We start from the raw sequence: 22,195 nt of genomic DNA, 5'->3' as shown, positions 1-22,195 counted from the left end.
AGAGGTTGAGATACTATTGCATTATAAAATTAACCGGCAAATTATACTGTACCCTCACTTTCTGGCCGCGCAATTCTCCGGGTTCCCATTTGCCACTCATCTTTTTCACCACCCTGAGCGCCTCATCGTCGATATCCTGAACCACTCCCTTTTCTACCTTATAATCACACAGACTTCCGTCTTCACAAACCGTAAAAGAAACCCTGACTCTCCCGGTTATCCCTCTTCTGGCCGCTTCTGATGGATACTTTATATTCTGGCCAAGAAACTGATAAAGGGAATTAATACCACCTTTGAAGTGGGGTTGAATAGCTTTTTCCGCGTATGTAACTTTCTCCCCGTTCACAAAACAATGGCCTTCCTTTAATATACCGTTGTCATAAGACTCAACATAATAAATGGTGCTGTCAGACCACTTCCCAACCCATTTTCCGGTTTTGACTCCCTCATGTACAGCACCTTGCTCGTACAAAAGCTTTTTGCTTTCATCACTGTTATACTTCCACCATCCATTTCCATCCTTCACCGTTTGCTTCCCGTTAGCTTCCCAGACACCAAAGACTTTACTATCAAAAAGTACTTGCTTGACCGGATATTCCACAACACTTCTGAGCTGCCCGTTGCTATACCAGCTCACATTAGTTACACTGCTGTCTCCGCTCGTTTCAACTTCTTTCAGCATACCGCTTAGGTAATACTGTTTTCTCAAAGCCGTTTTGTTCCCCGCAACATATTCCTTGTAAGCAATGAGTTTGCCATTATCCTGAAAAGTCAGTACCGGTGCATAGTTGGTTTCATTTTTATCCTCTGCCAATAACTGATATACTTTAACCGAATCAATACCCGGTTCGCCATATACTTTATGCCATAATTCTTTCCGTTGAAAAGGAACGGTATTAACCTTGCTCCAATGCCCAAGCCTAAACTCCTCGTATACAATATCTCCTTTGATATAGCCCTGTTCATTGACCGGCATCACACTGCGGTATTTATAATCCTTGGCAATGGTGGTCGGATAATATTTTTTATCATAATAATTTACAAAACTCCATGACGTACTGTCAAAATTTTCAGGTGCATCGACGTTAAACGGAACCTGATAGATTACCGTCTGTCTCACTTTCTGATCTTTTATGCTGGCTGGCTTCCATGATTTGTATAAACCCAACACACGCATCGCCTCGATATTGCATAACGAATCCAGTCCCTTCACAATTTCCAGCCCGGTCATAGAGCCGTCCGCTTCCACGACGCCTTTTACAAATACTTTTTTATTAAGCCCATGAATGCCTGACTTAAAGGGAATCTGAACATTTGATAATAAAAACTGATTCAGGACAGCAGCTCCACCAGCCGGAACAGCCTGACTTTCTACTTCATGCGGTTGGTAAACCGTTTGACCAATAGACTGATAGCTCAAAAAAATTAAAAACAATAATATTCTTTTCATGTGGCGGGTGAGTTTGTTGTGTCCAAATATATCGAATCCGCTATTTACCTTCATTATACTAATATTATAATGTCAAATAAATTTTGAGACTTTGTAATACTAGTTAGGTCTCAAAACTTAACCTACTGATAACCTGCCAGTAATATCCAGTTAACATGAAATGAGAATATTTGTAACATGGGAGAAACAACTCATTTCCGAACGATTATCATTTCTGACTTACACCTCGGAGCAGGTGGTTCGAAGGCGGAAGAGGTTACCAATTTTCTGAAAAGCTATTCATGCAAAAAGCTTATTCTGAATGGTGATATTATTGATGCCTGGCAGCTGAAAAAATATGGTGTCTGGAAACGGAAGCATACCATGTTTTTCAAAAGAGTCCTGAAGATGATTGAGGAGAACAAAACGAAGGTGATCTACATACGCGGAAACCATGACGATTTCCTCGATCAGATCATTCCTTTGCGTTTGGGAAAACACTTTCAGATCCGAAAGGATTATATTCTCAATTCCGGTTCGCAGCGCTTTTATGTCACCCATGGTGATGTTTTTGACTCCATTACCACCAACATGAAATGGCTGGCCTATCTGGGCGATATCGGGTATACCTTTTTGCTTTGGGTAAACAAGCTTTATAATAAATACAGGGCTTGGAAAGGTCTGCCGTACTATTCTTTGTCGCAGCGGATTAAGCAATCGGTGAAGATGGCGGTGAATTACATGTCGGATTTTGAAGAAAAACTGACAGAACTGGCCCGCTCCCGCGACTGCGACGGTGTAATCTGCGGGCATATCCACCATCCTTCGATTCGTGAAATTGATGGTGTGATGTACATGAATTCAGGCGACTGGGTGGAAACATTAAGTGCATTGGTGGAAGATTTCGACGGAAACTGGAACCTGCTTTACTATAATCAGCAGGAATTCGAAGACAAATCAACGGACCAGAAACAATCAAAAACCACCGTTATAGAAAACTTCCCGACTGTGGATAAACAAGTGGCCTTTACGGGACTTATTCTGGGTCAGGATAAAAGACGGATCATTTAGCAGCGCATAATGAGAATATTGTTTTTGGTACAGGGAGAAGGAAGGGGACACCTCACACAGTCGATTTCCATGGGGCAGATTTTAAGAACTGCCGGTCACGAGGTGGTGGGCGCCATGGTCGGCAGTGCCGTCGGACGGCAAATTCCCTCCTTTTTTACCGATCAGATCAAAGCTCCCGTTCACTACTTCAATGCTCCGAGTATCGTTTACAACGGTGGCGGAATGAACACCAAAAGGACTTTGTTAAGCCTGGTTAGGCATCTTCCGACCTACATTAAAAGTTTACACTATATACACAAGACAATCCGGGAAATTCAGCCGGATCTTATCATCAGTTTTTACGAAACGTACAGCGGGCTTTACAACATTATTTACCGGACACAAATACCCATGATTTGTGTAGCCCACCAGTATCTGATCCTTCACCCGGATTTCACTTCTCCCAAAAACAGCTGGCTCAGCCGGACACTCATCAATCTTAATTCCAAAGCAGCTTCTTGGAAAGCAAGTCAGAGACTTGCGTTGTCTTTCCGCGAAATGGAATCTCTGCCTGATGAAAAACTGATTGTTGTCCCACCGTTATTAAGGCAGGAAATACAGGATATTTTTCCGGTAAAAAACGATTTCTTCCTGGTGTACATGACGCACCATAGTCTGAGCGGGCAGATTATTTCATGGCACCTTACTCATCCCGAGGTTCGTTTGCATTGCTTTTGGGACAAGGCAGACGAACCTGATGAGCTTGTTTACGACGATACACTCTCGTTTCACCGTATTAACAGCCCAAAATACCTCAAAATGCTTGGCACCTGCCGCGCCCTGGTTACAACAGCCGGTTTTGAGTCGGTTTGCGAGGCGATGTACCTTGGAAAACCCGTGATGATGGTTCCGGTACCGAATCACTTTGAGCAGGAATGTAATGCGCTTGACGGTGTGATTTCCGGCGCGGGTGTCACTTCAAAAACGTTCGACCTTTCTGTTTTACTGGATTACCTTCCACATCATGTCGATCAGTCGGCAAAGTTCAGACACTGGTACCATCGTGGAAATGCCATGTTTATCCACAACGTCGAAGCTTTTGACAAATCCGGCGATGTGAAAAACAAAACAGCCAGCGCTACATTTTCTTAAAAATCATGGCCTCCATTCCCTGATTTCTATGGATTGTCAACCGGTTCTCCTTTCTTTCGTAATGATATTCTGTATCTGAAATAAGCCAGGCTCTTCCACTCCAGGCGGGCTCACCTACTTTTGTTCCGCCAAAGGACGTTACCCGGATTCTGCAATATTCCAGCAATTCATAACTGCCTTGAACCGTATTTACAAAAGTATTTCCCGCAATCGTCCCGTTCTTTTCGTTATCCTTAAAAGTAAAAATTATATCTTTATCTGCGTCAGCCGGTTTAGTCTCCGGAATACCGGTAGATAAATTCTGATACGCTTCAAGTTTCCAGGTTCCGGTGAGTGTTGGTGTATCACTGCACGGCGGTACATCACAGCATTCCTTTTCACACCTTGAAGCGGAAAGGCTCAGGAAAAAAGGAATTATTAAAACAAACAAAATCTTTTTCATGGCTGATCATGTTAAAAACTGATTCCCAGTTTGACGGCAATACGGTTATAAACGCGGTCCTCATGCCGCTCGATCTGGTTGTAAAACACCGGTTTTTTTATAAATGCTTCCTGTCTTCTATATGTCACTGAAATGGTAAAAGACGATCCGCCCGGCTTTCCCGTGCGGATTCCTATACCCGGACTTGTCATTAAACCGCCCTTGGTATCGAATCCGTCCGAATCCTGATGGAGCCATGTAAAACCGTATCCTACATCTGCCAGGGCAAAAAAACGTGCATTTCCCCGTGAAGGCAAATCGTAGCGAATACCCGCTGCAATCGGGGTTATCAGAGCCGTTTTATACCAGTCGGCACCTATGGTTACCCCGGCACCCAGACGTGGGCTCAGCTGAATTCCGTTAAACGTCTGAGCCGACATGGAAACTTTACTGTCAACCTTTTCATCCGACCCTCCCGGAGCATATTTAACGCGTCCCAGCAAAGCGCCGACTTCGGTATGGTTTATAAACTTCTTTTTAAACACTGCATCCTGAGCACTGGCCAAGCCGAGAGACAATGTAGTTAACAACAACAAAGACAAAAATATTTTCATGATCTTGACATTAAAAGCCGGACAAGTAATTGAACAGAGATGTAATAAGCGATTCCAGGAACCGTGATCAGGGAAGTGCCTTTTTCACTGGGATCTTACTAAGCAAGCGAAGGTTTTTCGGATCGCTGGCGTCATACTGGTAAAACCCATCCTTCCCGATCAGCATCAGATTACTGCCCAGAGAAATCACATCATAGGCATCCATATCCTTATAAAAAGAGAGTAAATGCTGATCTACCGTCATTTTGTCCTTTACATCAAAAACTTTTAGACCCTTATCTCCCTCACACAGAAACAAGGTCGGGAAGTTGATACTCAATCCATGCGGGTTTTCCATCTGATAGGTTTTGATCAGCTTCGGAGAGCTTGCATCACTGACATCCACCAAATCCATCTGATTTTGTGTCCCCGCGCAAGCTGTGCCCGTACGCAGGGTTACATAGGCAACGTCATCATGCACCACCACCGGATCACAGGCACGGCCATGCTGAAACACCGAAAGCTGCTTAGGTTCTGCCGGATTGGCGTTATCAAAAATGAGCATACCTGTGGTTGTTCCCAGGAAAAGCTTGTTTTCATATGGGAAGATTGTCTCGATATTCAAATTCGTACTTACCGTTTTAAAATCACCCGGTTGTGCAGGATTTGTGATATTGAACAGGTGCAGATTATTTTGTTCCACCGTATACAGGTACTTGTCATACAAAGCAAAACGAGCCATGGAACCCGCCTGTCCGTTGGTCTGGGCCGCAGAAGATGCCGAACCCGAAGCACTAAAAGACGCCGTAAACGACAACATCTCATTCCAAAACCAGCCTCCGTTGCCGGCCCAGTTTTCTTCACAGTTCGTGCTGACAGTTTCAGTAACATAGTCAACAGTGTAGTCCTGAATGGAAACGACCGGGCTTCCGCCGTTATATAACACATTCCAGCCAACACCGTCAAACTGACCAGACCTGAAAACATTTTGAACCCGGCTGACCTCCTTTGCATTTTCAGGATCGCTGATATCCAGTGCAACAAGGTCTGAAAAACTATCGGCGTACAAAATATTATTACGGACCGCAATGTCTCCGTTTCCGGGAATCACGATAAACGAAACAAATCTCGGGTTTGCCGGATCGCTGTTGTCCACCACATGAATGCCCTCTTTTATTTCATTGATAAACAGATAATTTCCCTTTGTATAAATTTTACCCGGGCGAACAAGTTCATGTTTGGATTCCGCCTTAACACTGCTGCGAAGCTCTGTGAGAGATCGGGTCAGCGGAGTCAGTCGGCGCGTTATACGGGTCTCCTCGCATTGATCATTGCACGAAAATAATCCAATCGATATGACGAAGACGATAAAAGGAAGTAGTTGTGTTTTCATGATCAGGGAGTTTGTTAGGTATACTTCGTGACATTATTTCTCTTTTTAATCCTAGACACGCAGAAGGGAAGAAAGGTTGTAACCCCAAAGTCAAAATCAACTGACAGTGAGCAAAATACATTGTTACCGCACTACTCTTTTGACTGGAATTTTACTGATTTCCCGTAGATCACGGGGATTTGTGGTATCAAGCTGATAAAGAAAATCCTTACCGGTAACCAGTAAAGTTTTACCAATCGCAATAACGCTGTAAGCGACAATATCATTTTTAACCAACAACAGGTGTTTGTCAATCTCCGTCTTATCACTCACATCAAAAACTTTGAGCCCTTTGTCCCCCTCACACAGATATAGATGGGGGAAATCAACGCTCGTTGCCCACGGACTTTCCATGGGGTAGGACCTGATCAGTTTGGGAACTTTATTATCGCTGATATCAATAATATCAAGCTTGTTTGTATTGCCTCCGCAGAATGTATTGGCCCTGAGCGTGACATACGCAATATCATCATCAACGGTAACCTGATCGCAGGGAGTACCCAGCGGAAAATTGGATATCTTTTGCGGAGCAGACGGGTCGGTATTGTCGTAAAGGACTATTCCGTTTTGCGAACCTAAAAAAAGTTTATTGCGGTAAGGAACGATAGAAAAAAGGGTAGACTCTAAAACCTTCCTGTTCGTGGAAACCGGTTTTGCAGGGGTTTCTAAATCAAACACTCCCAAACTGCCCCAACTAATAATGCTGTAAAGGAATTTATCCTTAAACGCAAAACGGGAAACCGCCTTCATTCTGTCAGTCACAGGTGACGTATAAACTACTTCCCTTGTCGGCACCGGAGTGTTGTCTTCGCAGTCAACCTCGATTACCTCCGTCTCATATTTCTCATCATATTCGCCAAGAAACAGCCTCTCTGTCACCACTGACCATTGTACACTATTAAACCATCCCGAATAAAAGACATCATTAACCCGCCCGACCTCTAAGGGATGAGCCGGGTCTCTGACATCGATGGACACGATGTCGGAATAGCTGTCGGCATAAAGAATGTTATCGCGGACAACCATATCGCCATTGCCGGGAATTTTGATAAAAGATATAAATCTGGGATTTTCCTGATCGCTGTTATCAATGACATGCACACCCTGTTTTATTTCATTGACAAAAAGGTAATTACCCTGAACAACAATTTTGCCTGGATCCTGAATCTCACGCCCAGCAATAACACCCACACCGCTTCTTATCTCCGAGAAGGGATGATAGATTGGTATCTGACGAACAACAAGCCTGGTTTCTTTACACTTATCCCTGCACGACCATAAGCCACTGACCGGCAATATCATGGTCAAAAAAAGTAAGAATTTTTTCATAATGCCGAGGATGAAGGTTAATATTTAAGTCAAACTTTTTCTCTCTTAAATGATAGAAACAATTCAGGCAAAAAAGGTTGTAACCGTATACAAACAAAATCGTCCGAGAGCAAAGCCTACGGACGATAACGCACCCCGAAAACGTCGATTGACACCAACGTTTATTTTCTTTAATATTTTTATTTCATGGCTAACAGTTGGCTTTCGGCAATCGGCTATCAGCCGTCGGCTTTATCGCAATTATTTGCTTTCCGGATTCATTATTCTTCCCATGAAGAGAATGGTATTGGATGTTTTTTCGCTGATGATCAAACCAAACGGGCGGTCGAAAATAACGTCTCTGGGTTCTGGCCCTGCCGAGGTAACCACGATACCAATGGAGGTAACAGCGGCGGCTTCGGTGCCTTTTTCGTCAATACCCAGGTAGGTATCCTGTTTCACAAAACTCACCATAAGCGGTGCTGTTTTATTGATTTTACCAAACTCAGCAGATTTCAGAAATGCTTTGTTGATGCCCATCTTTTGCAGGACTCCGTTCAACTGCTCTGAATATTCCAGTGAAAACCGTGGTAGCCCGAGGTTAATGCCCGTCCGGACCGTGTCAGATTTGATCTTATTCCATTGCGAGGGTGTAATTGAATTCATAACCTCCGTGATGTTACTGCCGTTTTGAGGGAGCAGCAAAGTCATTTCAAACTGCTTGTTGCCATAAGGCAATTTAACTGCTGTATATTTTTCGGAACCTGATAGTGCAAAATCTGATTTTGTAAACATCATTTTTACATTCCTATCGGTTCCTGTCTGAAGATGAAATGGCTTATCCAGTGTATTTTTTGAATCGAATTTTGTGGTCCAGTCTCCTTTGAAATACAAGGCGTTCAGCAAAAACATAACGGCATCAGCATCAATCTTATCCAGAACCTGCTTGATTTTGCCATTGGTTTTGTCACTTGCCCATTTATTGATTCTTTCCGTGGCTGCATTGTTAAATTCAAGCCCGGTTACCTCGGCATTGAAGGATTGTTTCAGGACATTGGTAAAATCTGTCTCAACCTGAAAAGTACTTTTATACCAGACCGAATTGGCCAGGCCCAGGCTCACCTTAGAATCCGCAACAGGCATATCATTTAAAAGCGTCTGATAGGCTTTATTAAGATCCGCGATCGAAACACCTTCCATTTTGAGGGCCTTTAAAATCTCGGCCGCTGTTTCATTTTCGGCACCGTTCAATAGCATTCCTAACGCCATGTGAAGGCTTAAAGGAGAGACAAATAAATTTTCGTCAGGACTGCCGACCTGCTGTAAATTTTTAAAAAAATCGAAAGCAAAATCATTTGTACCAGCTGCGATCCGTTCCGGGATAACTACCGGACGGACCTCGTTTGGTTTGGAATCTACTTCCGCATCAGAACAGCTAAGAAAACCCGCTGCTACAAGAACGAAAATTAATCCGCTGATTTTCAATATTTTATTCATGGCTAATAAATAAAATGTGTGTATGATATTCAATATCATAAGCCGGTTTGTAACCGTCTCTTGTAGTAAGAGTCATTTAACCGCTTAATGGTTGTAAGCAGTTGCGATTTTTTTTAGAAAGAATATCTTACCCCCCACGAAACCCCGTACAGATACGGATGCGCTTCGAGGGTCTCGTTATTCTTAAATCCGGATGTCAGTGACTGCTGGTATGAACCCGTCAGCGTGGCTCTCCACTGCGGAGATAAGCGATAATTAAGACGAAGCCCCGTTGTTGCCGCCCAATTGAGGCTGCGATAAACATCGTCACTTGCTTTCGTTGTGATCACATTTCCCGAAGCCGACTCAATTTCATTGTTCATGAAAAAATTCGCCATCATACCACCAAGTAGGGAATAGCTGAATTTCTTATCCGGATTCAGTGTAAAACCAGCCTGCAAAGGCACCTGAAGATAACGGTAATCATTCCGGAATTCTTTTTTCAAATCAATGTACAAGGCATTCGAAGCAGGAGGAGCACCGCTAAGGCCCTGATTGCTATTTTTATCTGCAAGCGCGCTTTCCAGTACATTCTGAGAGCGGCTTGTTGCGGGTTCAATCAGATAACCATCTCCCTCATAGCTGGAATTTCCCTGTAAATAACTGACGCCCGTCTCCACAGACCAGTGTTTGGAAAGGCGTTTTCCACCCTGAGTCTGCACAGCATAGGAAGTTCCCGCATGGCTTTCCCCTACCGTCGAGCGGCTCGACGCATTGGCATAAGCAAAAGCGCTAGGCGCTGAAGTAACTTTTACATTGGGATTAAAACTGGCAGGCATCACACCCACGCCCGCATAATATTCTCTTTTCTTTTTAGCCGCTTTTTCAGGTATGTTATTCAGCGCATCGGGTCTGAAAAACACATATCTTTTCTGCACATAAACATCCAGATCTTTATATCCGATCGGTGTAAGAGCCTCCGCTAAAATCTGGCTGGCAGCATCCATGGCCGACGCACTCACTTCAGGCGCAGCATTGGTATTTTTAGAAAGCACAGCAATATCTTCGTTTTTATTGCTCTCACCAGAAGACAAAACCTTATTCGCTTCTGTAAGACGGGCGGCGGCAATACTATTTCCCTCAGGCAAAACTTCCGCGCTACCTGTTTTCGCAAGTTTTCCTGATTCTTTACCACCAGGCGCCGAGGCAAGGTGTTCAGGCGTTGTTTGAGGTAGTTTTCCTGCCGGAGCAATTTTACTGCGACCAGGCTCAACCTTTGCAATCACGGTTTCGGACGCATTGTCCGGTGTTTTTATAACTTCCTCCTTATCCTGAATACTCTTTTCTGTTTGCTGAACCTCCGGATTATTACGATCTGCCTGCTGACCTTCAATTTGTGTTTTGTTTGCCGCGATTTGCTTACCCGCATCTGTTAAATCACCAGACCCGTTCCACAACGCCACACCCACCATCAACAAGGCTGCCACGGATGCAGCCGCATACCAAAGCCGTGGTGTCTGCCACCAAAGCGGCACCACTTTTCTCTCCTCTTTGTCAAGGCGAGCCTCTATGCCTTCCCAGGCAGACAGAGGAGGTGTTTCAGAGGCTTCCTGAAACGCCTTTTTCCATTGCTCTTCAAAGCTATTTGTTTCGGACGGATCCATCATCGAATCTTGTTTCTTTGTTCAATTTTTCCTGAAGAAGCACCCGCGCCCGCGAATACTGCGACTTGGAGGTTCCTTCAGATATACCTAATTTCTGGGCTATTTCATTATGCTGGTATCCTTCAATGGCGTATAGATTGAAAATAGTCTGGCAACCGATAGGAAGTTCTTTTATAAACCCCAGCAGCTGCTGCCATTGAAAATCCGCCAAAATCAATTCCTTTCCGGAAAGTCCGTTCTCATAACCGTCGATATCATCAAGCTGCTTCAGATATTTCTGCTGTCTTAAATGGTTCAGGGCTGTATTGACCACGATAGAACGAAGCCAATATTCAAGCGGACTGTCATTTCGGAATGTACTTATGTTTTCATAAATTTTTATAAAGGCATCTTGTAAAACATCTTCCGCATCGGTGCGGTTTTTGGTGTAACGCAGGCATATAGCAAACAGCTTCCCCCCGAAAACATCATATAGCTGTTTCTGGGCGACACGGTTGCGCTGTTGACAGCCAATCACCAATTCATGTTCGTTAAAGGTCATCCGAAGCTTAAGGGGTGCTACTTTCGGTTTATTATTATTTTTTCTTTTACTGCAAGCAATAAAAGCCTGTTTTCTGCATTAAATCTTCACCATCAGTTCGTCTGTGACCAGCCCAATTTTCAACTTCATAATTTATTGACACGATTATCAGTGAATTGGTTGTAACAGAGCTTTAAAAAATGAAAACTTTTTTTAACTTACCTAAGTTCAGCCATTGTGCCTGTTATTACAAAATCGTATCGTAAAGTGCCCAGGATTACGTAGCAGGAACTATTACCTAACGCATATCCTTTTATAGTAGTTAAAATAGATCGGACTTATTTGTAACCTAACCTCTTTCGCTCATGAGTCAATATATGGTTGAAATCCAACTTCCGGCTGTTATGACGGAGGAATACACCGAGAAAATACCGGCGCAGAGAAAAAAAATAAATGAAATGATGGAGCAGGGGCGATTAATGTCCTATGCGCTTTCAGAAGATCGTTTAAAACTCTGGTGCGTGGTAAGAGCGGAAAGTGAGTTTGAAGTGATGTCGCTTGTATCAGAATTTCCGCTGATCGATTTCATGGACCCAACAATTTGTAAACTGATGTTTAACAACGTCGTTGCACTCAGATTGCCCATGTTTTCATTGAATTAACAAATAATTATTTTTCAGGAACCTCATTGTCGCCACGATGAGGTTCTTTACTTTTAAGACGTTCTGAATTTTACAAGCCTTTTACTAATCTGATGTCCTTTCAAAATAATCGTCTTCAAATTTCTGCCTGGCTGAAACGCACGCTTTTTGTTTTTGCTTCGTTGCTGGCTGTCGCCTGTTCGGGCAATGGAAGCAATACACAGGAAAACGCGCATAAGCAGCAAAAAACCGAAAGCCCGCAACACAGAAAAAACCTGAAACTCCCGGAAAAGTCCGGCACTTTGCTTTCGAAAAACGATAGAAAGGCAGACATCCCTCAAAAAGTTTACAAAGTTTTAGAGTATATCCGGGCCAACGACCGCGCGCCGGAAGGGTATCAGGGGGGCCGTAAATTTGGCAACTATGAAAAACGGTTACCGCTAAAGGATGAACGGGGAGGAGCCATGAGATACCGCGAATGGGATGTAAACCCCAAAAAGAAAGGCAAAAACCGGGGTGCCGAGCGTCTGATCACCAGCGACAAACACGCCTGGTACACACGCGACCACTACAATTCTTTTACCGAAATAGAATAAGTTTTTTCGATCGCAGCTTTTTATCTTTGTTCATCATTTACTTTTACATCTGATTTATTCAGTTTTCCAATCATGAAAAACACACATTTTCTTCTTGCAAAAAAAGGTACAGATCTTCGAAAATCATTTCTGGGAGCATTTATCGGAATCATTGACGGGCAAAAAGCCACTTCGATAAAGGATTTTCATGAGCAAATCGGTGCTGCATTAAACTTCCCTGACTATTCAGGAAAAAACCTTGATGCGCTGGATGAAATGCTGAACGACCTGGAATGGATCGAGGAAGAAAAGGTGATCATTTACATCACCAACTCCAACGACTGGCTTTCAAAGGAGAAAACTGACGATAAAATCCTTTCGATACTCGATATTTTTGACGCAACCGCTGAGGACTGGAAATGGATGGACGAGGAGGAAGATGTCGCCAAGAAGGAGCTCAGGATTATTTTTGAAGATACCCCAAGAATCCGGACGATACTGGAAGAGCAGGAAATTCCTTTTGGTGATTGCTGATCAGATTCCGGCACCAGCGAGTTTTTTCAAATCTCTTTTCCACTGAACATAACCCATCACGGCCAAACCCAGAAACACGGCATACAAAATGGCCGTGAGGTATAAGTCTTTATAAAAATACATTACCGTATAACAGGCGTCAGCGACGATCCACACGATCCAGTTTTCCACGTATTTACGCACCATCATCCACTGTCCGATCAGGCTGGCAATCGTCAGCGCGGAGTCTGCGTAGGTGAGGCTGGCATTGGTAAAATGGCCTAAAAGGAAACCCCAGCACAAGGTTGCTCCTATAAAAATCAGGGCAAAAATGCCATATAATTTTGTTGGTGTGTTACTTACCGTGATCCCGTCATGGGTTTTGCCTCCGTACAACCACATCCACCAGCCATACATACTGGTAAAAAAGTAATAACCCTGGAGGCTCATATCGGCATATAATTTTACCTGCCAGAAAACGATAAAATAAAGGACCGCGTTAATAATCCCGAAAAACCATCCCAGAACATTTTGCCGCGTGTTCAGATAAACACAAATAGCTCCCGTCAGAAAACCCAGTATTTCAAGAACCGTTGTGGCTATGCCTGCAAAAGTTATGGATTGATTAAGCCAGTCGATCATTTTATCAAATTAACATATTCATTACAAATGCTATCTATTTACCTGTATTTTTGTAAAATAATTACCGGTATCAACAAAAGTAGAAAAACTGTTGTTACCTATTAAGCCGAGCGGAAAATATTCCGAGACGGCTTTTTGCGTTTGATTAAGTGCATAAAGTTGGAGTCTTTCCTTAAAATAATTAAGCTATACTTTTGGAAGTTAAAGATTTATTGACGCTATACGGAGCTGACAGTTATCTGGATCTGTTCATTTCCCAAATCGCCTCGAAAAAAGAAGATGCTGCGCACATCCAGATCAAAGGACTGGTGGGCAGTCTGGATGCGGTAGTGGCTGCGGCTGTTCAGCAAAAGAAGAAAAGTCCGGCATTGTATGTTTTGAGTGACCGGGAAGAGGCCGCTTATTTCCAGAATGACTTGCAGAATCTGCTCGGCAAGACGGAGGTATTGTATTATCCAACGTCTTACAAACGGCCATACCATTACGAAGAGGTAGATAACGCCAACGTTTTGATGCGCGGCGAAATCCTGAACAAACTTAATGTTGCCAAACCTGGTCCGTTTCAGATTGTGACTTATCCAGAGGCGCTTTTTGAAAAAGTGATCAACAAACGCTCGCTGATAGCCAACACATTTTCGGTAAAAGTAGGCGAGAAGCTGGATCCGGCGTTTCTTACAGAATTCCTGAACAGTTACGATTTTGAAATAACCGATTTTGTATTTGAAGCAGGACAATTTTCAGTAAGAGGAGGCATCCTGGATGTTTTCTCCTATGCCAGTGAACATCCTTTCCGTATCGAACTTTTTGGTGATGAAGTAGAGAGTATCCGGTCTTTTGATCCTGATACACAGCTCTCTATTGAAACGGCAAGGCAGATTAATATTGTTCCGGATATTCAGCAGAAGCTGATCCATGAAACAAGAGAATCGTTTTTAGATTTTCTTGACGACGATACGGTGATGTGGTTTAAGGATGCAGAACTTACGCTTGAAACCATCGAAAAATGTTTCGAAAGAGCAGAAAAAGCCTTGGAAGAAGTTACAAGTGGTGGTGTACAGATCGTTTCCAACCCGCAGGATTTATTTGAAACACGTCGTGGTTTTTTAAATCAGGTCAAAAAATTCAAGACAGTTGAGTTCGGTCGAAGATTTTATTTCAAAACCGAAATTAAACTCCCCTATTCTTCCAAACCTCAGCCTTCCTTTAATAAGGATTTTAAAAGATTGCTGGACGATCTTTCGGAAAATCAGTCCAAGGGTTTTGTCAACGTGATCGTTGCCGAACAGCCCAAACAGCTTGACCGTTTGGAAAGGATTTTTGAAGACCTTGACCCGTTTGTAAAGTTCCAGCCCCTGCCCAGTATTTCATTACGTGAAGGTTTTGTAGATGAAAACCTGAAAGTTGCGTGTTATACCGATCACCAGATTTTTGCGCGTTTCCATAAATACCGGTTAAAAGAGAAGTTCAGCAAATCGAAAGCGATCACGCTCAAAGAGCTGAAATCGCTGCACCCGGGAGACTTTGTCACGCACGTCGACTACGGTATCGGCAGATTTGCCGGGATGGAACGCAAGGATGTCAATGGCAAGGAGCAGGAAGCGATACGTCTGATTTACCGAGACAATGACCTGCTTTATGTGAGTGTGCATAACCTGCATAAAATTGCCAAATACACCGGTAAGGAAGGGGCACCGCCGGCCATGAGTAAATTAGGCTCGGGAGAGTGGGAGGCAAAAAAATCAAGAGTCAAAAAACAGCTTAAAGATATCGCCCACGAGCTGATCGCCCTTTATGCGAAACGCCGTCAGGCACCGGGATTCCAGTTTTCTCCTGACAACTACATGCAGGCTGAGCTCGAATCTTCCTTTATCTACGAAGACACGCCTGACCAGGCAACGGCAACCGCCAATGTCAAGGAAGATATGGAAAAAGGGCATCCGATGGACCGCCTCGTTTGTGGCGATGTGGGTTTTGGAAAAACAGAAATAGCCATCCGGGCTGCTTTTAAAGCGGTTTGTGATAGTAAACAAGTGGCGGTGCTGGTGCCTACGACCATTTTGGCGATGCAACATTTCAAAACGTTCAGTGAACGTCTTGGCGATTTCCCTGCGAAAGTAGGTTATATCAACCGTTTTAAATCACCAAAACAGATTAAGGAAACACTTAAAGAAGCAGAAGAAGGCAAAATAGATATCCTGATCGGAACGCACCGGATCCTGAATAAGGATGTAAAATTCAAAGACCTGGGTCTGCTGATCGTGGATGAAGAGCAGAAATTTGGTGTAAAAGCGAAAGACCGGTTGAAGGAAATGCGTGTCAATGTGGATGTGCTGACATTAACCGCGACACCTATTCCGAGAACACTGCATTTCTCGCTGATGGGCGCCCGCGACCTTTCGGTTATTGCAACCCCGCCGCCAAACCGCCAGCCGGTGACAACGGAAGTACACTCTTTCAGCGAAGAATTTATCCGTGATGCGATCAGTTTCGAAATCCAGCGCGGCGGCCAGGTATTTTTTGTCCATAACCGCGTAAACGATATTGAATCGATTGCCAACATCATCATGCGTCTGGTGCCGGAAGTGCGGATTGGTGTGGCACACGGACAAATGGATGGCGATAAGCTCGAAAAAGTGATGGTGGATTTTATCGAAGGAGAATACGACATCCTGGTTTCGACCAATATTATCGAATCCGGAATTGATATCGCCAATGCCAATACCATTATTATTAACTCTGCGCATATGTTCGGTTTGTCCGACCTGCACCAGATGCGCGGCCGGGTAGGGCGTTCCAACAGAAAAGCATTCTGTTATCTGCTGACACCTTCTGCGTCTACCTTGGCGAGCGATTCGAGAAAACGCCTTCAGACACTTGAAGAGTTCTCCGAACTTGGCGACGGTTTTAAAGTAGCCATGCGTGACCTTGACATTCGCGGAGCAGGAAATTTGTTAGGAGCCGAGCAAAGCGGATTTGTAAACGATCTTGGCTATGAACTGTATCACAAAATGCTGGATGAGGCGGTTTCTGAGCTGAAAAATAACGAATTTAAAGACCTGTTTTCCTCAGCACTCGGACTGCCTAAGAAGTTATTGCCGGATTGTCAGATCGAGACCGATTTTGCCACACTGATCCCGGAAACATACGTTAAAAATATTTCGGAAAGACTTTCGTTATATACGCGTCTTGACGACATGAAGACGGATGAGGAACTCATCGGTTTTGAAAAAGAAGTCGCTGACCGCTTTGGGCCTATGCCGAAAGAAGTGGAGGATTTGCTGAAAACGGTTCGGTTGCGCTGGGAAGCAGAAGGTTTGTATTTCGAAAAATTAACACTGAAAAGCAATACATTGAAAGGATACTTCGTTACTTCGCAGAACGATGAATTTTTTCAGTCGCCGAGATTCGGAAAAGTGATTGATTACATAAAAATGCATCCGAGACAGATCGCATTGAAAGATCAGAAAGGGAAGTTAATCCTGATTTGTCAGGATGTACACAGTATCGACCAGGCGCAAAAGATTTTAACAGAAATGTGCCAATAAAAGATTTGTAGCAAATAAGTTGGATTGATTTCATACATTTGCAGTTTCGCATACTATTAAATACCAAACACTCTAAGTCACTTTAAAGCAATGATTTGCATGCATAAGATGGGTATCCGGTCGATCGCGTTGATACTGATTGTGTTATTAGCGGCCACTTCCTGTAGTAAGAAAAAAAGACCAACGAGTTTAAAGCCTGGAAAAACCAGTTCAAAAACAGGCTTGGCGTATAATGGCAAGGATGGATATAAGGTAAAACAATACAAAGCTTTACCGGCTGGTCCTGACTTGGTTTATATCGAAGGCGGACGTTTTACCATGGGATCTTTGGAAGAGGATGTCATGAACAGACGTGACAACCCGAAACGTACGGTAAGTATCCAGTCGTTCTACATGGACCAGACGGAAGTTGCCAACGTTCACTATCTTGAATATCTTAATGCTGTTCAGAAAGATTCATCAGAAGAATTTTACAGCAAAGCCTTACCTGACACAGCCGTTTGGTTCAACGAATTGTCTTTCAACGATTCATACGTGACCATGTATCTGCGTCACCCGGGCTTCCGTTTGTATCCGGTGGTTGGTGTATCGTGGGTTCAGGCTAACGATTACTGCGCATGGAGAACGGACGCTGTAAGTAAAAGCAATAACGCTGCCGGTGCAAAAGCTGGTCAGCCTAAGAAAGGATTTTCTATCGGTAAGAAGAAAAAAGCTGCCGCTGCTGCCGAAGCAGAAGCTGTTGCATCTTCGGAACCTGCTAAACTTGGAATCGAAAGCGGCTACGTAATGCCTCCTTACCGTCTTCCGACAGAAGCTGAATTTGAATACGCTGCAATCGCGATGATCGGTACGCAGTATGCAGATGAAAATCAGTCAAACCAGCGTATTTATCCATGGGATGGTTCTACAATGCGCCAGCCACGCGGACGTAAGCAAGGAACAATGCTTGCCAACTTCAAACGCGGCCCTGGGGATTATGCAGGTATTGCAGGAAGATCAAACGATGGAGCGATCATTACACAGGAAATTCGTTCGTATCCTGCTAATGACAACGGTCTTTATGATATGGCTGGAAACGTTAGCGAATGGGTGTATGACGTTTACCGTCCGCTTTCAAACAATGACGTAAACGACTTGAACTCTTTCCGTCGTGACGGATATCAGGATGAGGCCAAAAATTATGACAATAAAAATGGCAACTCGCTGGTAAACGATAACCTTCGTGTTTACAAAGGCGGTTCATGGTCTGACGTAGCCTACTGGTTGTCTCCGGGAACACGTCGTTACATGGATCAGGATTCTGCTACGGCTATGGTTGGTTTCCGTTGTGCTATGATCGCAACAGGTAGCCGCAAATAGGCCTGACAGTTTTTAAAATATAGCAAAAAGAGCCGTTGCCATTGGATAGCGGCTCTTTTTCATTTATAGCTGTTTCCGTCAATGCTGGGCAGAAGCGATAGTCAGGATATAAAACTGGTCACAGCCGGCACTTTTCAACGCTTCCATACAGGCTTCCAGTGTTGCTCCGGTGGTTAACACATCATCCATGATGATAATCCGTTTGCCCGCAACACTTTCTTTTACCGAAAATACGCCTTTCACATTCTCCCAGCGTTCATTTCTTGTTTTCCCCGTTTGGGTTTCGGTATATTTTATTCTTTCCAAAACCCCGCCCGACCACGGGATATCCGTCGCCTTGGAAAATCCTTCCGCGAGTTTGTCACTCTGGTTATAACCTCTGACTTTCAATTTTTTCTTATGCAGCGGCACACTGATGATCAGATCTGCTTCGGGTAAAATGCTGTTCGAAATCATTTCCTGGCCAAACATAGAGCCCAGCAAAATTCCTACGTCGGCCTGTCCTTTGTATTTGAGTGCATGCAGCAGCTTCTGCACTTTTCCCCTTTTTGTAAATAACAGAAAGGCATGTGTTTCCAGCACCTCATGCACACCGACAAATTTATGCCTGATAATTTCATCATGAACACTTTCCTTCTCAATTCTTGGCAAAGCGATACGGCAGGAGGTGCAAATAATATCTTCATTGCCTACCAGCCCTTTGTCGCAAGCTGCACAGCAACGCGGAAAAATAAGATCAACAAAATCAAACCATATCGATTTCAGGCTCATGAGCAGGTAATTTTGGATGATACCATGAGAGAATAACAGAATCGTTAGCTGGTCAGCCAAGACATTGTTAACTTTACGGCTTCATGAATTTGTCATTGATTTCGAATTTTCAGTAACCTATTTTCAATTACGAAATGAACACCCTTATCCTGAATGCCCGCATCGTGAATGAAAACACGATCCAGGAATCTGACGTGTATATTAGCAATGGTCACATCGAACGTATTGGTAAGAATTTACAACATCTTCCTGCTGAAAGGATTATCGATGCCAAAGGAACGTATTTGCTTCCCGGCGTAATTGATGATCAGGTTCATTTCCGCGAGCCGGGGTTAACGTACAAGGCCGATATCCATTCAGAAGCGCGCGCAGGTGTGGCTGGCGGTGTCACGTCTTATATGGAAATGCCCAATACGGTTCCGAATACACTGACGCAGCCGTTATTGCAGGATAAGTATGACATTGCCGCACGATCTTCACTGGCTAATTATTCCTTCTTTATGGGTGGTTCCAACAGCAATTACGACGAGGTAATGCGCACCGACCCGACCCAGGTTTGCGGTATCAAAGTATTCATGGGGTCTTCTACCGGAAACATGCTGGTGGATTCGCCGGACGTGCTTGAAAAATTGTTTGCAAATGCTCCCTGCCTTATCGCAACACACTGTGAGGATGAACCTACGGTGCGTCACCGGATGGAGCTTTTTAAAGAGAAATATGGCGAGAATGTCCCTTACGATATTCACGCACTGATAAGAAACGAAGAAGCCTGTCTGAAATCTTCTTCATTTGCCAGTGCGCTGGCGCATAAACACAAAACCAGACTGCACATTCTTCACATTTCAACGGGAGACGAGGTATCTCTTTTTGAGATCGGAGAACGTGTAAACGGACAGATTCTATTGGCAAGCGGCGCTCCAAAACTCGTTACTGCCGAAGCTTGTGTCCATCATTTATGGTTTGACGCAGAGGATTATCATACCCTTGGCAACAAGATAAAATGTAACCCGGCGATCAAGGCTCCTCATCACAAGGAAGCCATCTTCCAGGCACTTTTAGACAACCGTATCGATGTCATTGCCACGGACCATGCGCCGCATACGATCGAAGAAAAAGCGCAGCCTTACTGGCAGGCGCCTTCGGGTTTACCGCTTATTCAGCATACGCTTAATGTGATGCTTGAATTCAGTAAAAAAGGTAAAATACCTTTGGAAAGGGTAGCTGAAAAAATGAGTCACGCGGTGGCTGACTGTTTTCAGATCAAGGAAAGAGGTTATATCCGGGAAGGCTACTGGGCTGATCTTGTACTTGTTGATCTTGACGGCACCACATCGGTACAGCCGTCCAATCTCTATTCAAAATGTGGCTGGTCACCTTTTGAAGGCACCAATTTCCAGTCTGTGGTGACACATACCTTTGTTTCAGGCCACCTGGCTTATGAAAACGGGAATTTTGACGAATCTGTAAAAGGAAAACGGATGTTATTCTCCCGCTAGATAAGCGTAATAACTCTGGATAACGCCTAAATCTGCTTCCGTCCAGTCGAGTGTAGGCAAATCTTGTGGTTCAAGCCATGAGATTTGCTCATGCTCTGAAAGGACGATATCATGGGTACGAAGCTTGCAAACGAAGGGTACCAGTATGATTTCCCTCCATCCCTGATCCTTTGTCGTAACGGGAAGTTTTTGAATTATATCAATTTCTACATTCAGTTCTTCACGGATCTCGCGCACCAGCGTTTCTTCGTCTGTTTCGTTTTCCTCCTGCTTTCCTCCGGGAAATTCCCATTGAAGCGGAAAGGATAATGCAGCACTGCGCTGACCGGCCAATACCTTGCCATTATGTTCAATAATAGCACAAGGAACCCGTACAACTAATTTAACAGCAACAATACTTTCTACCATACCAACGGTGACACAAAATTTACCGCAAAAGTATAGATTTTATTTTATAAAAACCAGCGAGGTATTGAATTGATTTTCAATACCTCGCTGGTTTTATTCTGTGCTAAATATAAAATTTTCGGGATGCCTCGGTTTGCATTAAAACAGCTCTCCCGAGCGGTGTCTTGGCAAAATTCCGAGGTGACGAAAAGCCTTTTCGGTTACTTCTCTTCCTCTTGAAGTTCTCTTAAGATATCCCTCCTGGATCAAAAACGGCTCATAAACTTCTTCTATCGTTTCTGCCTCTTCTCCGCATGCTGTGGCAATGGTGGAAAGTCCTACCGGGCCGCCTTTGAATTTCTCGATAATGGTACTTAGAATACGGTTATCCATTTCATCCAGACCATTCTGATCAACATCCAATGCCAGCAATGCCATTTCTGCGATGGCTACGGTTATCCGGCCATTGCCTTTTACCTGGGCAAAATCACGTGTCCGGCGAAGCAGGTTATTGGCGATACGTGGTGTCCCCCGGCTTCGTCTGGCAATTTCGAAAGCCGCATCATCTTCCAGCGGAGTACCCAGGATCACTGCTGATCTTTTTAAAATCGATGACAGGAGCTGAGCATCGTAATATTCCAGCCTAGCATTGATCCCAAAACGGGCACGCAGCGGCGACGTAAGCATACCGGCCCGGGTGGTGGCTCCAATCAGTGTAAAAGGATTCAGACCGATCTGAATGCTGCGTGCATTCGGACCGCTGTCCAGCATGATATCAATTTTATAATCCTCCATGGCAGAATACAGATATTCTTCCACGATCGGATTCAAACGGTGGATCTCATCAATAAAAAGTACGTCGTGCTCCTGTAAATTGGTCAGCAAACCAGCCAGATCACTGGGTTTATCGAGTACAGGTCCGGAGGTAATTTTGATACCCGACGCAAGTTCGTTGGCAATGATATGTGACAATGTGGTTTTACCCAGACCCGGAGGCCCATGAAGCAGAACATGGTCGAGGGCATCACCCCGATGTTTCGCCGCCTGAACAAATATTTTAAGGTTTTCAAGAATTTTATCCTGTCCCGTAAAATCATCGAAGGACAACGGACGTAAAGCCCGGTCGATCTCTTTTTCCGGGTTGGAAAGATTTTCTTTATCTCCGGACAGATAATCCTGGCGCATAGGCTTTTTGACAATATTAGCTACGTTTCAACTAAA

Annotated in this window: 20 protein-coding genes; 8 read left to right on the top strand and 12 right to left on the bottom strand. The window is 44.0% G+C overall.

All coding sequences use genetic code 11. The features are described from left to right. Window positions 1–13: 13 nt before the first annotated feature. On the bottom strand, window positions 14–1,450 hold the full coding sequence (locus M1L62_RS20590; protein ID WP_254561510.1) for a TonB family protein: 1,437 nt from the start codon (window positions 1,448–1,450) through the stop codon (window positions 14–16). A gap of 177 nt (window positions 1,451–1,627) precedes the next feature. Here M1L62_RS20590 and M1L62_RS20585 point away from each other — a divergent pair, with 177 nt between their 5' ends. Both M1L62_RS20585 and M1L62_RS20580 read left to right on the top strand, forming a co-directional pair. Further along, window positions 1,628–2,500, top strand: coding sequence for a UDP-2,3-diacylglucosamine diphosphatase (locus tag M1L62_RS20585; protein WP_254561509.1), 873 nt, complete (start codon window positions 1,628–1,630; stop codon window positions 2,498–2,500). Window positions 2,501–2,509: 9 nt separating this feature from the next. Beyond that, window positions 2,510–3,631 carry a glycosyltransferase family protein gene (locus tag M1L62_RS20580; protein WP_254561508.1) on the top strand — a complete coding sequence of 374 codons (1,122 nt, stop codon included), beginning with the start codon at window positions 2,510–2,512 and terminating at the stop codon, window positions 3,629–3,631. Here the strand turns inward: M1L62_RS20580 and M1L62_RS20575 are convergent. The 7 genes from M1L62_RS20575 to M1L62_RS20545 form a co-directional block, all read right to left on the bottom strand. Further along, complete coding sequence (locus tag M1L62_RS20575) at window positions 3,618–4,073, bottom strand: META domain-containing protein (RefSeq protein ID WP_254561507.1); 456 nt, start codon at window positions 4,071–4,073, stop codon at window positions 3,618–3,620. The genes M1L62_RS20580 and M1L62_RS20575 overlap by 14 nt on opposite strands. An 11-nt stretch (window positions 4,074–4,084) precedes the next feature. Further along, window positions 4,085–4,666, bottom strand: a complete 582-nt coding sequence (locus tag M1L62_RS20570) for a hypothetical protein (protein ID WP_254561506.1) — start codon at window positions 4,664–4,666, stop codon at window positions 4,085–4,087. Between the two features lie 67 nt (window positions 4,667–4,733). Further along, window positions 4,734–6,038, bottom strand: coding sequence for an LVIVD repeat-containing protein (locus M1L62_RS20565; RefSeq protein WP_254561505.1), 1,305 nt, complete (start codon window positions 6,036–6,038; stop codon window positions 4,734–4,736). A 123-nt stretch (window positions 6,039–6,161) separates the two neighbouring features. Next, window positions 6,162–7,406, bottom strand: a complete 1,245-nt coding sequence (locus tag M1L62_RS20560) for an LVIVD repeat-containing protein (protein WP_254561504.1) — start codon at window positions 7,404–7,406, stop codon at window positions 6,162–6,164. A 240-nt stretch (window positions 7,407–7,646) separates the two neighbouring features. Then, window positions 7,647–8,882, bottom strand: coding sequence for a serpin family protein (locus M1L62_RS20555; protein ID WP_254561503.1), 1,236 nt, complete (start codon window positions 8,880–8,882; stop codon window positions 7,647–7,649). 113 nt (window positions 8,883–8,995) lie between these two features. Continuing rightward, complete coding sequence (locus M1L62_RS20550) at window positions 8,996–10,528, bottom strand: outer membrane beta-barrel protein (protein ID WP_254561502.1); 1,533 nt, start codon at window positions 10,526–10,528, stop codon at window positions 8,996–8,998. Continuing rightward, entirely contained in the window at window positions 10,503–11,066 is a 564-nt protein-coding gene (locus M1L62_RS20545; protein WP_254561501.1) for an RNA polymerase sigma factor, read from the bottom strand. The genes M1L62_RS20550 and M1L62_RS20545 overlap by 26 nt, the downstream gene beginning before the upstream one ends. A gap of 344 nt (window positions 11,067–11,410) precedes the next feature. Between M1L62_RS20545 and M1L62_RS20540 the strand changes: the two genes are divergently transcribed. The 3 genes from M1L62_RS20540 (at window position 11,411) to M1L62_RS20530 (ending at window position 12,795) form a co-directional block, all read left to right on the top strand. Continuing rightward, entirely contained in the window at window positions 11,411–11,707 is a 297-nt protein-coding gene (locus M1L62_RS20540) for a muconolactone Delta-isomerase family protein (protein WP_254561500.1), read from the top strand. A 92-nt stretch (window positions 11,708–11,799) separates the two neighbouring features. Beyond that, window positions 11,800–12,282, top strand: a complete 483-nt coding sequence (locus M1L62_RS20535) for a guanyl-specific ribonuclease (RefSeq protein ID WP_254561499.1) — start codon at window positions 11,800–11,802, stop codon at window positions 12,280–12,282. A 72-nt stretch (window positions 12,283–12,354) separates the two neighbouring features. After that, a complete protein-coding gene (locus M1L62_RS20530) occupies window positions 12,355–12,795 on the top strand; it encodes a barstar family protein (protein ID WP_254561498.1) in 441 nt (146 codons plus the stop codon). On the opposite strand, the gene pnuC is transcribed toward M1L62_RS20530, so the two are convergent. Further along, window positions 12,796–13,416, bottom strand: a complete 621-nt coding sequence (gene pnuC / locus M1L62_RS20525; protein WP_254561497.1) for a nicotinamide riboside transporter PnuC — start codon at window positions 13,414–13,416, stop codon at window positions 12,796–12,798. 194 nt (window positions 13,417–13,610) lie between these two features. Here pnuC and mfd point away from each other — a divergent pair, with 194 nt between their 5' ends. Beyond that, window positions 13,611–16,961 (top strand): transcription-repair coupling factor, encoded by a 3,351-nt coding sequence (mfd, locus tag M1L62_RS20520; RefSeq protein WP_254561496.1) that lies wholly within the window; start codon window positions 13,611–13,613, stop codon window positions 16,959–16,961. A gap of 99 nt (window positions 16,962–17,060) precedes the next feature. After that, window positions 17,061–18,320 carry a gliding motility lipoprotein GldJ gene (gene gldJ, locus M1L62_RS20515; RefSeq protein WP_254561495.1) on the top strand — a complete coding sequence of 420 codons (1,260 nt, stop codon included), beginning with the start codon at window positions 17,061–17,063 and terminating at the stop codon, window positions 18,318–18,320. A gap of 78 nt (window positions 18,321–18,398) precedes the next feature. Here the strand turns inward: gldJ and M1L62_RS20510 are convergent, their stop codons facing one another. After that, window positions 18,399–19,151, bottom strand: coding sequence for a ComF family protein (locus M1L62_RS20510; RefSeq protein ID WP_254561494.1), 753 nt, complete (start codon window positions 19,149–19,151; stop codon window positions 18,399–18,401). A gap of 74 nt (window positions 19,152–19,225) precedes the next feature. Here M1L62_RS20510 and M1L62_RS20505 point away from each other — a divergent pair, with 74 nt between their 5' ends. Beyond that, a complete protein-coding gene (locus M1L62_RS20505; RefSeq protein WP_254561493.1) occupies window positions 19,226–20,587 on the top strand; it encodes a dihydroorotase in 1,362 nt (453 codons plus the stop codon). Here the strand turns inward: M1L62_RS20505 and M1L62_RS20500 are convergent. Both M1L62_RS20500 and ruvB read right to left on the bottom strand, forming a co-directional pair. Then, on the bottom strand, window positions 20,573–20,995 hold the full coding sequence (locus M1L62_RS20500; protein WP_254561492.1) for a (deoxy)nucleoside triphosphate pyrophosphohydrolase: 423 nt from the start codon (window positions 20,993–20,995) through the stop codon (window positions 20,573–20,575). The genes M1L62_RS20505 and M1L62_RS20500 overlap by 15 nt on opposite strands. Window positions 20,996–21,133: 138 nt before the next feature. Next, window positions 21,134–22,159 (bottom strand): Holliday junction branch migration DNA helicase RuvB, encoded by a 1,026-nt coding sequence (gene ruvB / locus M1L62_RS20495; protein ID WP_254561491.1) that lies wholly within the window; start codon window positions 22,157–22,159, stop codon window positions 21,134–21,136. Window positions 22,160–22,195: the final 36 nt, after the last annotated feature.

Source organism: Dyadobacter diqingensis, assembly GCF_024220585.1.
GTDB classification, from domain to species: Bacteria; Bacteroidota; Bacteroidia; order Cytophagales; family Spirosomataceae; genus Dyadobacter; species Dyadobacter diqingensis.
Note: the sequence above shows the minus strand (reverse complement) of the source record. Positions and strands in the feature narration are given on the sequence as shown.

What these genes read in the sequence shown, in the direction of transcription:
- M1L62_RS20570 (WP_254561506.1), bottom strand. Translation starts at nt 4,666, where the DNA reads ATGAAAATATTTTTGTCTTTGTTGTTGTTAACTACATTGTCTCTCGGC.
- M1L62_RS20560 (WP_254561504.1), bottom strand. Translation starts at nt 7,406, where the DNA reads ATGAAAAAATTCTTACTTTTTTTGACCATGATATTGCCGGTCAGTGGC.
- M1L62_RS20530 (WP_254561498.1), top strand. Translation starts at nt 12,355, where the DNA reads ATGAAAAACACACATTTTCTTCTTGCAAAAAAAGGTACAGATCTTCGA.
- M1L62_RS20585 (WP_254561509.1), top strand. Translation starts at nt 1,628, where the DNA reads ATGGGAGAAACAACTCATTTCCGAACGATTATCATTTCTGACTTACAC.
- M1L62_RS20500 (WP_254561492.1), bottom strand. Translation starts at nt 20,995, where the DNA reads ATGGTAGAAAGTATTGTTGCTGTTAAATTAGTTGTACGGGTTCCTTGT.
- pnuC (WP_254561497.1), bottom strand. Translation starts at nt 13,416, where the DNA reads ATGATCGACTGGCTTAATCAATCCATAACTTTTGCAGGCATAGCCACA.
- M1L62_RS20550 (WP_254561502.1), bottom strand. Translation starts at nt 10,528, where the DNA reads ATGATGGATCCGTCCGAAACAAATAGCTTTGAAGAGCAATGGAAAAAG.
- M1L62_RS20545 (WP_254561501.1), bottom strand. Translation starts at nt 11,066, where the DNA reads ATGACCTTTAACGAACATGAATTGGTGATTGGCTGTCAACAGCGCAAC.
- M1L62_RS20535 (WP_254561499.1), top strand. Translation starts at nt 11,800, where the DNA reads ATGTCCTTTCAAAATAATCGTCTTCAAATTTCTGCCTGGCTGAAACGC.
- M1L62_RS20505 (WP_254561493.1), top strand. Translation starts at nt 19,226, where the DNA reads ATGAACACCCTTATCCTGAATGCCCGCATCGTGAATGAAAACACGATC.
- M1L62_RS20565 (WP_254561505.1), bottom strand. Translation starts at nt 6,038, where the DNA reads ATGAAAACACAACTACTTCCTTTTATCGTCTTCGTCATATCGATTGGA.
- M1L62_RS20540 (WP_254561500.1), top strand. Translation starts at nt 11,411, where the DNA reads ATGAGTCAATATATGGTTGAAATCCAACTTCCGGCTGTTATGACGGAG.
- M1L62_RS20590 (WP_254561510.1), bottom strand. Translation starts at nt 1,450, where the DNA reads ATGAAAAGAATATTATTGTTTTTAATTTTTTTGAGCTATCAGTCTATT.
- M1L62_RS20580 (WP_254561508.1), top strand. Translation starts at nt 2,510, where the DNA reads ATGAGAATATTGTTTTTGGTACAGGGAGAAGGAAGGGGACACCTCACA.
- M1L62_RS20555 (WP_254561503.1), bottom strand. Translation starts at nt 8,882, where the DNA reads ATGAATAAAATATTGAAAATCAGCGGATTAATTTTCGTTCTTGTAGCA.
- ruvB (WP_254561491.1), bottom strand. Translation starts at nt 22,159, where the DNA reads ATGCGCCAGGATTATCTGTCCGGAGATAAAGAAAATCTTTCCAACCCG.
- gldJ (WP_254561495.1), top strand. Translation starts at nt 17,061, where the DNA reads ATGCATAAGATGGGTATCCGGTCGATCGCGTTGATACTGATTGTGTTA.
- M1L62_RS20575 (WP_254561507.1), bottom strand. Translation starts at nt 4,073, where the DNA reads ATGAAAAAGATTTTGTTTGTTTTAATAATTCCTTTTTTCCTGAGCCTT.